Source organism: Streptomyces sp. NPDC006602 (assembly GCF_042870385.1).
Taxonomy (GTDB): Bacteria; Actinomycetota; Actinomycetes; order Streptomycetales; family Streptomycetaceae; genus Streptomyces.
Window position 1 is genome coordinate 1 of sequence record NZ_JBIAHG010000081.1, and the last position, 8,806, is coordinate 8,806.

General features: G+C 69.0%; 7 protein-coding genes and 3 pseudogenes. 6 read left to right on the plus strand and 4 right to left on the minus strand.

All coding sequences use genetic code 11. The annotated features are described in order from the left end of the window. Nucleotides 1-153: 153 nt before the first annotated feature. A complete protein-coding gene (locus ACFYO2_RS49155) occupies nucleotides 154-1,281 on the minus strand; it encodes a PP2C family protein-serine/threonine phosphatase (RefSeq protein ID WP_388363935.1) in 1,128 nt (375 codons plus the stop codon). A gap of 180 nt (nucleotides 1,282-1,461) precedes the next feature. Here ACFYO2_RS49155 and ACFYO2_RS49160 point away from each other — a divergent pair, with 180 nt between their 5' ends. The 4 genes and pseudogenes from ACFYO2_RS49160 to ACFYO2_RS49175 all read left to right on the plus strand — a co-directional run bounded on the left by ACFYO2_RS49160 (nucleotide 1,462) and on the right by ACFYO2_RS49175 (nucleotide 3,872). Continuing rightward, entirely contained in the window at nucleotides 1,462-1,617 is a 156-nt protein-coding gene (locus ACFYO2_RS49160; protein ID WP_388363938.1) for a hypothetical protein, read from the plus strand. 8 nt (nucleotides 1,618-1,625) lie between these two features. Beyond that, a complete protein-coding gene (locus tag ACFYO2_RS49165) occupies nucleotides 1,626-1,919 on the plus strand; it encodes a carbonic anhydrase (protein WP_388363948.1) in 294 nt (97 codons plus the stop codon). Nucleotides 1,920-2,103: 184 nt separating this feature from the next. Next, nucleotides 2,104-2,674, plus strand: a pseudogene (locus ACFYO2_RS49170) (NADH:flavin oxidoreductase/NADH oxidase); the annotation flags it as partial. 463 nt (nucleotides 2,675-3,137) lie between these two features. Continuing rightward, complete coding sequence (locus ACFYO2_RS49175) at nucleotides 3,138-3,872, plus strand: alpha/beta fold hydrolase (RefSeq protein ID WP_388363941.1); 735 nt, start codon at nucleotides 3,138-3,140, stop codon at nucleotides 3,870-3,872. Here ACFYO2_RS49175 and ACFYO2_RS49180 read toward each other — a convergent pair. The 3 genes and pseudogenes from ACFYO2_RS49180 to ACFYO2_RS49190 all read right to left on the minus strand — a co-directional run bounded on the left by ACFYO2_RS49180 (nucleotide 3,794) and on the right by ACFYO2_RS49190 (nucleotide 6,171). Continuing rightward, nucleotides 3,794-4,047: pseudogene (locus tag ACFYO2_RS49180) on the minus strand (hypothetical protein). The gene ACFYO2_RS49175 and the pseudogene ACFYO2_RS49180 sit on opposite strands and share 79 nt — an antisense overlap. Before the next feature lie 732 nt (nucleotides 4,048-4,779). After that, a pseudogene (locus ACFYO2_RS49185) lies at nucleotides 4,780-5,492 on the minus strand (IS5 family transposase). A gap of 10 nt (nucleotides 5,493-5,502) precedes the next feature. Continuing rightward, nucleotides 5,503-6,171 (minus strand): GAF and ANTAR domain-containing protein, encoded by a 669-nt coding sequence (locus tag ACFYO2_RS49190; protein ID WP_388363951.1) that lies wholly within the window; start codon nucleotides 6,169-6,171, stop codon nucleotides 5,503-5,505. Nucleotides 6,172-6,457: 286 nt separating this feature from the next. Between ACFYO2_RS49190 and ACFYO2_RS49195 the strand changes: the two genes are divergently transcribed. Both ACFYO2_RS49195 and ACFYO2_RS49200 read left to right on the plus strand, forming a co-directional pair. Further along, nucleotides 6,458-7,867 carry an FG-GAP repeat domain-containing protein gene (locus tag ACFYO2_RS49195; RefSeq protein WP_388363944.1) on the plus strand — a complete coding sequence of 470 codons (1,410 nt, stop codon included), beginning with the start codon at nucleotides 6,458-6,460 and terminating at the stop codon, nucleotides 7,865-7,867. Nucleotides 7,868-8,062: 195 nt separating this feature from the next. Continuing rightward, entirely contained in the window at nucleotides 8,063-8,599 is a 537-nt protein-coding gene (locus ACFYO2_RS49200; protein ID WP_388363946.1) for an SMI1/KNR4 family protein, read from the plus strand. Nucleotides 8,600-8,806: the final 207 nt, after the last annotated feature.

Below are 8,806 nucleotides of genomic sequence, written 5' to 3' on the forward strand. Positions count from 1 at the left end.
CAACGGAGTTCTCCGGGCGGGCAGTCGGCGATGAAACAGGAAGTCTCACGGCGCGAGCCGTAAGAATCTCCTCCCTTCAGGGAGGAGAGCGTCAACATGTCCTGTCCACGCCAGTCAAGTCAGTCAACCAGTCCCGGCACGGTTCCCGGGCACCTACGCGAAGTGGTCCTCACCTGGGGCGTGCCGGTAGCGCACGGCGAGGGCTGCGATGTCGTCGTCGAGCCGACCGCCGCTGTAGTGGAGCAGATCCCGGTGTAGCCGGCCCAGCAGCTCCCGGGGCGGCGCCGTGGTGTGCCGCCCCATCCAGTCGGCCAACGGGAAGAACTCGCCGGTGTGGTCACGGGTCTCCGTCACTCCATCGGTGTAGAGCAGCATGTGATCGCCAGGGCCGAACGGGACGGTCTCGACGTAGTAGTCGTCTCCGAGGAGCGTCGCGAGATTGAGGGGTGTCGAGGCGGTGGTGGGCTCGACGACGTGGACCTTCCCGCGCCGCACGAGAAGCAGTGGCGGATGCCCGCAGTTGAGAACCCTGACCTGTCCGCTGCCGTACGGGATCTCGGCGATCAGAGCGGTGGCAAAGTGCTCCAGCCGGTCACGGGCCACGATCCCCGCGCTGTAGCGGGCGATACTCATCTCCAGCCGATGGATGATGCTCCTCAGGTCTGGCTGATCGTACGCGTTCTCCCTGAAGCTGTTGATCACCGCAGCCGCCGCCCCCACCGCTGACAGGCCCTTGCCACGCACGTCGCCGATGAGTAGCCGGACCCCGTACGGGGTGTCGGCCGCCTCATAGAAGTCGCCTCCGATCCGGGCCTGCTCCTGGGCCGCCAGATACAGCGCCTCGATCTCGACGTCCTGCATGCGGAACGGCAGCGGTCGCAGCAGCACCTTCTGGGCCGCGTCGGCGACGAGCCGGACCTGGAAGAGCGTCTCCTCCCGCTGGAGTCGGAGATGGCTCGCATACGCTGCCGCCAAGGTGACCGCAATGATCGCGGCAGCCGTGTACGGCGTCCCCAGATCTGCGTAGACGAAGCTGAGACCGATCATGATCAGCAGGCAGAACGCCCCGAGCAGCACCGTCGGGAGCACGGGCCACATCGCGGCGGCGAGAGCCGGTGCTGCGGGCAGGAGGCGGCTGAAAGCGATCTCCCGCGGAGTGGAGAAAGCCAGGCCGGTGATGAGGACGGTGACGATCAACGGTGACAGCAGTACGGCTTTTTGCCGACCACCGTACGGACGGTTGCGGCCCCGGAGCCATCCTGTCCTGATCACATAATGCATCCTATCCGGGATGAATCAGACTTCGAGTGGTCGGAGAGCAGGCGCTCATACGCGACGATCAGCCGCTTGAACGGTCCCACCCGCCCGGCGCGACGCTCCGACGCGGGCGGCCCGGCAGTCAGGCCACGGGCAACGGGACGCCGTTGCGTCCTGGGTGTCGTACGCCAAGCCGTCGAGAAGATGTCCCCGTTTCCCGGAGCCGGCCCGTCCGGCGCTCGGCCGCCTTCTGACTGGGCGCGCGTGATGCTTCACCGACGCCGCAAAACGGTCGTGGCTTGCGACACTTGCCATGACCGAATCCATTCAGAACGACCTGCTGAACCACTCGCGCAGTAGTCACGATCATCGCCTGCTCCGACTCTCGCGTGTTTCTGCCCCGGTGCCTGCCCGGCGAGATCTTCGAACTGCGCACCGCCGGGAACATCGTTCCGTCCTACCGGTCCGCCACTGCCTGCGCCGTGGCGGGCACCATCGAGTTCGCCGTCATGGCCCTCGGAGTCCCGGACATCGTGGTGTGCGGGCACTCGCACTGCGGTGCCGTCAAGGGGCTGCTGGACGAGCGCAGCGTGCAGACCATGCCGCTCGTGCGGCACTGGCTGACCCAGGCGCGGCACCGATCCGGCGGACACGGAGCCTGACGAGAGGTCTTCAGGCAAGAGCCAGCGCCGTCGGCTCAACCGCGGCGGAGGCAGGCAGGCCAACGCCGCGCTGCACCGCATCGTGGTCACCCGTATGAGACAAGACGAGCGCACCCGCCTCTACCTGGAGCGACGCACCGCCCAAGGAAAGGGAAAACGCGAGGTCATGCGCTGCCTTAAACGCAACTCCTTCCTCTCCCCGGCCGCCAACCACCACACCGATGCCTACGGCGCAGTTACGAGAACCGCATCCGCTTGTCGCTCGAAGTTGGCGCGGCGGACGGTGTCCTCTGCCGTCCGCGCCGTATGGCCCGAGGACCTGCCGGTGTTCTTCCGCATCTCGGCCACCGACTGGCTGACCGAGAACCTGGAGGACGAGCGCCAGAGCTGGACTGCAGAGGACACCGTCCGCCGCGCCAAGGAACTGACGGCCCACGGCGTCGACCTCCTGACCCGTCGACCGGTGGCATGGTCCGCGACGCCAAGATCGTCGCAGGGCTGAACTACCAGGTGCGGTGCCCTTCGCCGCCCAGGCCCGCGACGAGGCCGGCGTCCCCACCGCCACAGTGGGCGTCATCACCGAGCCGCAGCAGGCCGAGGAGATCATCGCCGGCGGGCAGGCCGGTGCCGTCTTCCTGGGCCGCGAGCTGCTCCGCAACCCCTACTGGGCCCAGCACGCCGTTCTCGCCCTCGATGTCGAGCCGCGCTGGCGCGACCAGTACGGCTACGCGGTGAAGCGCCGCAAGCGCTCCTGACCCCCCGCCTGCCCTTGTCCCGAAGCCCACTCCGCTCCTCTGGGACCTGGGCACCACTTCACCAGGAGACCCTCAGCGGCCTTCTTCGGATTCGGCGTGGCCGCAGCCAAGCTTGCCGCCCGCAGCGCTCACATCGTCGCCGCCGCCCGTGGGCAGGAAGCCCTGAACCGCCTGTTCGCCGACATCCGCACGGCGGCGGCACCGCTGCCAGCAAGGCCACGGATGTCACCGCCGCGTGCGACGCCGAGGCGCTGATGGGGATTCTTGAAAACGGCCACGGCTGCGCGTCGCCTCACTCGGTCCGCAGTTCAACGGAGTGGGGAGTTTCAACGAGCGCGGCGTGCGTTGTCGGCCGGGGCCGCCCGCTCATGGAGTGTGCGGGCGGGGGCACACACCTGAGGCCGTGACCGTCTCCGGTGTCGACCGCCGCGACGGGGTTGGCGGGCGGGCCTACCCTGAAGTCATGGCGACGGTGCAGGTCAACGGGCTAGGGGTCGCTTACGACCGCGTGGGCGAGGGGCCTCCCGTGGTGTTCCTGCACGGTGCGGCGGAGGACGCCCGGGTCTGGCGGCCGCAGCTCGACGCACTGGCGGACGAATTCACGGTCGTGGCCTGGGACGAGCCAGGAGCGGGCCGCTCCTCCGGCATTCCTGAGTCCTTCAGCCTGGCGGACTACGCGTACTGTCTGGCCGGGGTCGTGGAGTCGCTGGGGCTCGGTCCGGCGCACATCGCCGGCCTCTCCTGGGGTGGCACTCTCGCCCTGGAGTTCTACCGCCACCACGCGGACCTCGTGACGACGCTGATCCTCGTCGACACCTACGCGGGCTGGAAGGGCTCCCTGCCTGCGGAGGAGGTGCGGGCCGCGGCCCAGGTCTCCTTCCGCGCAACGGCCAGGGCGGCAGCCCGGTCCAGATCGAGGACGGTGATTCCGGGCAGGGAAGCCAGATGCTCGGCCGTGCCGGGCCGGGCGCGATCGGCTTCCACCAACGCGCACGCCGGGGCGTACAGGAACCAGCCCGACTCGGCATGGGCACGGTGGATCAGACGGGAAGCAAGGATGTTGCCTTGGCCGGCTGCGGCCATCGCGGTGTCGTCCAGGAACGATGTGCACAGCGTCACTCACCGGCTGGTCACCTGGGCCAGGCGCCGGTGCAGCTCGCTGTCCAGGTCCTGCTCCTCGGCAGCGGTCGGCGCGTAGCCGTTCCACTCCTTCAGTGCGGCCAGGGCCTTCGCCGCCCGCTCGGCTCGGCAGGAGTCAGCCGCGTCTCAGCAAGACGGGCGAGATACGCGCGCAGCGACAGACCCTCAGCGGCAGCTATAGCGGCCAGCCGGTCCTTGGCTTCCTTGGGGATACGGACGTTGGCATCGGACATCGTCGTGCTCCTACCGTTCCTGGACAGTGAGCGGGAGTGAGTCCACGCACTGGCACGCCCCGAACGGTCTTGGGCGCTCCCCCAGAGGGGGGACCCCCAGGTCGTCCGCTTTCGCCTCCGGGTGGCGACACGGATCCTGTCCGTGGTCCGATCCCGGAAGGGCGGAGTCCCTTACGACCTGGCCATGTGGATGCAGCCAGAGGCGACGGGGAGGCCCTGAACCATCACGCTGGTGAAGCAGGGGCCCCGCACGCCAGCACCGCACCCGGCGTCCCAGATCGCGCTGCTCACGCTACCCGGGCCCGCACCACACCTCGCAAGCCCGAAAGCCGACCATCACACGATCGAGCTAAATCACCCTCATACGCGTTCCACATCGAGCAGTTGTCAACCCCATCGCTGAAGGGTACGGGTACGTACCCGTACCCACCATGCGGCTGATTCCAGTCACAACCCTGTCGCCTGGCCGAATCCAGTGCAATGCTGTGACGGCGGTGATCCTCCAACCCCCGCGGAGGCCCCACCTCTGGCCCCGCCCGTGTACCACCTGGGCGGGGCCGCGCCGCCCCTCCCGGCCCTCCCCACGGGAGGGCCGACGCCTGCCCCACGGCCTGGCACGTGAACGCCCGACCCGTGCACCAAAGGCCGCAGGCACCGGGTCGGACAGGCGGTAGACGAAGTACATCCAGGCACCGACGGCCGCGAGAACGGCCACGACACTTAGACGTCGTCTCATTTGGCGAGTCGGCGGTAGCAGATGAGGCTGCAGGCGATGGCGGTGAAGGCCTGGAAGTGCTCGGCCTTGCGTTCGTAGCGGCGGTGCAAACGGCGGCAGCCGCCCAGCCAGGACATCGTGCGCTCGATGGTCCAGCGGTGCCGGCCCAGCCGAGTGGAGGACTCGATGTCCTTGCGGGCGATGCGGTGCCGGATGCCTCGCTTGCGTAGCCATCGGCGCAGGTGGTCATAGTCGTAGCCCTTGTCCGCGTGAAGCTTCGCGGGTCGTCGTCGGCGCGGGCCGCGGCGGGAGCGGATCGGCGGGATCCCGCGCACGAGCGGCTCAAGTGCCTGGCTGTCGTGCACGTTCGCGCCAGAGATGCCGATCGAAAGGGGTAAACCGGTCCGCTCGGTGATCAAGTGGATCTTCGAGCCCTTCTTGCCCCGGTCTACAGGATTCGGACCTGTCAGGTCCCCCCTTTCAGGGCCCGCATGTTCACCGAGTCGATCGCGCAACGCGACCAGTCCAGCTCTCCGCGCGAACCCAGTTCGTCGAGGATGACGCGGTGCAGCTTCGCCCAGACCCGGGCGGCGGTCCACTCGGTGAAGCGCTGGTGCGCAGTCGGCCCCGACGGGCCGAAAACCGGCGGCAACTGCCGCCAGGTGCAACCCGTCGTGGCCACGAAGATGATCGCGGCGTGGCGGCGGCGGTCGCGACATGGAGGCCGCAGGGGACGGACGTCAAGCCGTGCCGACGTTTTCGGCGGCGCGGATTCGCTGGGCGACGTCGCGGAGTTTGATGTTGTGGTGCTGGGAGATGCGGCGCAATGCGCTGAAGGCCTCGTCCTCGCTCAGCTGGTGGCGTTCCCGCAGGATGCCCATGGCCTCGCCGATGGCGTGCCGGGTGTCCATGGCGTGTTCGAGCTGGTCGATGGTGTGGGCGCCGGCCAGTGCGACGGCGGCGTGCGAGGCGAGCAGCCAGCCCGCGGTCTCGATGTCCTCGCCGAAGGCTCCGGGGTGGCGGGAGTACAGGTTCAGCGCGCCGAAGTCGTCGTCGTCGGTGTACAGCAGTACGCCGGTCATGCTGCCCACGCCCAGCCGGCGGGCCTCGGCGGCGTACCGCGGCCAGGTCGGCTGGGGCCGGGTCATGTCCGCGATCCGGTACACGCGCTCGCCGTCCTTGCCGCGGGCCAGGTCGAAACAGGGGCCCTCGCCCAGTTCCCCCTGCAGGCGGTCGGAGTCGTGGACCATGTCCCCGCAGGCGGCCAGGGTCACGGCCCGGCCCTTGCGCATGGCCAGGATCCCGGCCGCGTCACAGCCGTCCAGCAGATTCACCGCCGCCGCCGCGATCTGATCCAGGGTTGCCTGGACCGAGTCCTGGGCCAGCAGATCCCGGGCGAGCAGTGCCATCTGCTCGGCGTACCCACGCCACTCCACCGCCACCACCCACCTCGACCAGGTTCAACCACAGTACCGCCGGCCCGCCGCGTCCCGGGCGGCAGTCCACCATCGCGACGCGCTGGGACTCGGGACATTTCGACACCTCTCCGCATTACGGCATCGGGCACTCCGAGCCACCGGCGGCCTGGTAGGCGGCAAGCCGCGCTCATCCCATCGTGCGGCAACTGCCGTACAACCCCTCGGCATCTCGTGAGTCTTGTTCACGAGGAGTTCGTCTCACTGGAGGTTGAACGACGTGGTCTCGAAGCGAATCGCACTGGGCCTGGCGGCCGTCACCACACTGGCGGCGTCGGCCTGGGCCGCCGCGGCTGAGCCGCAGGCCTCCGCGGCCGTACCGACCGGTCCGCGGGCCGACTTCGATCGCGACGGCAGAGCGGACATCGCCATCGGCGCCCCTGGCGGGCAGGTGGGAGGCGGGGCGGGGGCCGGATACGTGTCGATCGTGTACGGCAACGGCGAGACCGCTACGTTCAGCCAGAACACGGCGGGTGTGCCCGGAGCGGCCGAGGCGAACGACAAGTTCGGCCAGACAGTGGTGCCCGTCGACCTCGACGGCGATGCGTACACCGATCTGGTGGTCGGAACACCCGGCGAGCGGATCGGCCAGGTACAGGCCGGCATGCTCATCGTTCTGTGGGGCGGGCCGGACGGACTCGGCCAGGCCACCGCCGTGGACACCGGCGCGAGGGGCGGCGGCGATGTGGGAGGGGCGGTCACGGCCGGCGACTTCGACGGCGGCCGACGGGCCGGCCTCGCGGTGCGCGCGCCCGGGGTTGTGCGCCTCCTGAGCGGGATCGGCCGGGACGGCAAGCCCGCCAAGGACTCCATGTTCTCGCTGTACGAAGCCGAGGGCACCGCCGTGACCGTACGTGACCTGTCCTCCGGAGACGTCAACGGGGACGGGATCGCCGACCTGGTCGTGACCGTCACCGACGACGAGGAGGGGGACTCCTGGCGCAGTGCTCTCTACCTGGGCGGCACGTCAGGTCCCACCCGGGTGGGCATCCTCAACGCGGCGAACGGCAAGCGCCTCAACGGTCAGTACACCGCCGTCGGGGATGTGAACGGCGACGGCTACGGCGACATCGTGGTCGGCCACGCTGAGGAATGGAACACCGACTCCGGCCGGCCGGAGGTCAAGGGCGGCGCGGTCGGTGTCGCCTACGGCGGCCCGCAGGGCCTGAGCGACACCCTCGCCCCGGTCTGGGTCAACCAGGACTCCACCGGCGTGCCCGGCGTCAGCGAACCGGGTGACGGTATGGGAACCGGCCTGGCGGTGGCGGACACCGACGGCGACGGCTACGCGGACGTGCTGGCGGGCGTGCCCGGCGAGGACTTCGACGGCCTCACCGACCCGGGCTCCGTCCTGCTGCTCAAGGGCGGTCCGAAGGGGCTGACCGGCAGTGGTGCCAAGGTGTTCACCCAGAACTCCGCGGGCGTGCCCGGCGTGGCGGAGAAGGGCGACGGCTTCGGCAGGAGCGCCGCCCTGGGCGGTCGGTTGGTCGTCGGCGCCCCGCAGGAGAACGCCGGCGACGGCTCGGCATGGGCCCTCAACCTCTCGGGGAACTCGACCGCCTACAGCCCCGGCTCCTTCGGCGCCCCGGCCGCGAAAGCCGGGTTCGGCGGCGCCGTGGCCGGCGGCTGACCGGGCGCAGCGACCACCTCGGCCCGCCGCGCCCAGCCTCGAAGGCCGACCATTCACAAGCGAACACTTGGGACCTCCTCCCCATGCCCCGCTGTTCCGGACGTTAGCTGCCGATCTTGACGTGAGCGATGAGGGGGTTGAGGGACACCGGAACGAAGACCGGTGCTAAAAGATCGTTGTATGTGGGTTCAGCGAGTGATCGAACTGACCGGGTGGGAGCCGCTCGGGATCTCCGTCGACTGGGCGGCGATCGAGGGAGAGCTGGGGGTTCCGCTGCCGGCTGACTACAAGGAGCTCTACGAGGCGTTCAGCGGCGGCGTCTTCAGTGATTCCGTCTACTTTCTGGGGCGCGACGAGGGCATCTCGTTCGACTTCCTGACACAGTGGCGGGTCGACCTGTCGACCGACCAGGACAGCAAGCTCGGAAGCGTCTCCGCCGTCGAGCCCTATGCGATCTACGCGCCGGGCGGCAAGGGGCTGGTTGAGTGGGGCTCCACCGAATGGGCCGACGAGTACTTCTGGCTGATCGATGCTGAGCGGCCGGGCGAGTACCCCGTCCTTGCGCGGTCCAATGACGTCGGCGGATGGCACCGGTTCGACATGTCCACCTCTGAGTTCCTCTACCGCATCCTTGCCGATGCCGATTTTCAACCTTTCGGGATCGCGCAGTACGACCTCGGCACGACGTTCAAGCCCGGCTCCGGCGGCCCCGTCGATGGCCAGCCGCTCTGACGAGAGGCTGGCCGTCCCACGTTCGTGGACACGACAGTGCCGTCGTTTCTCATCGAGATCCGTGAGCCAGGTGATCACCAACTGCCTCCGGAACCGGTCGCCAAACGCTGTTCTGAACCGCCCCGGTTCGAATGGAGACTCGATTTCATGAAAGGATCGAGTCATGGCACGACCTTCCCGTTACCCGCTTGAGCTCCGCCGTCGTGC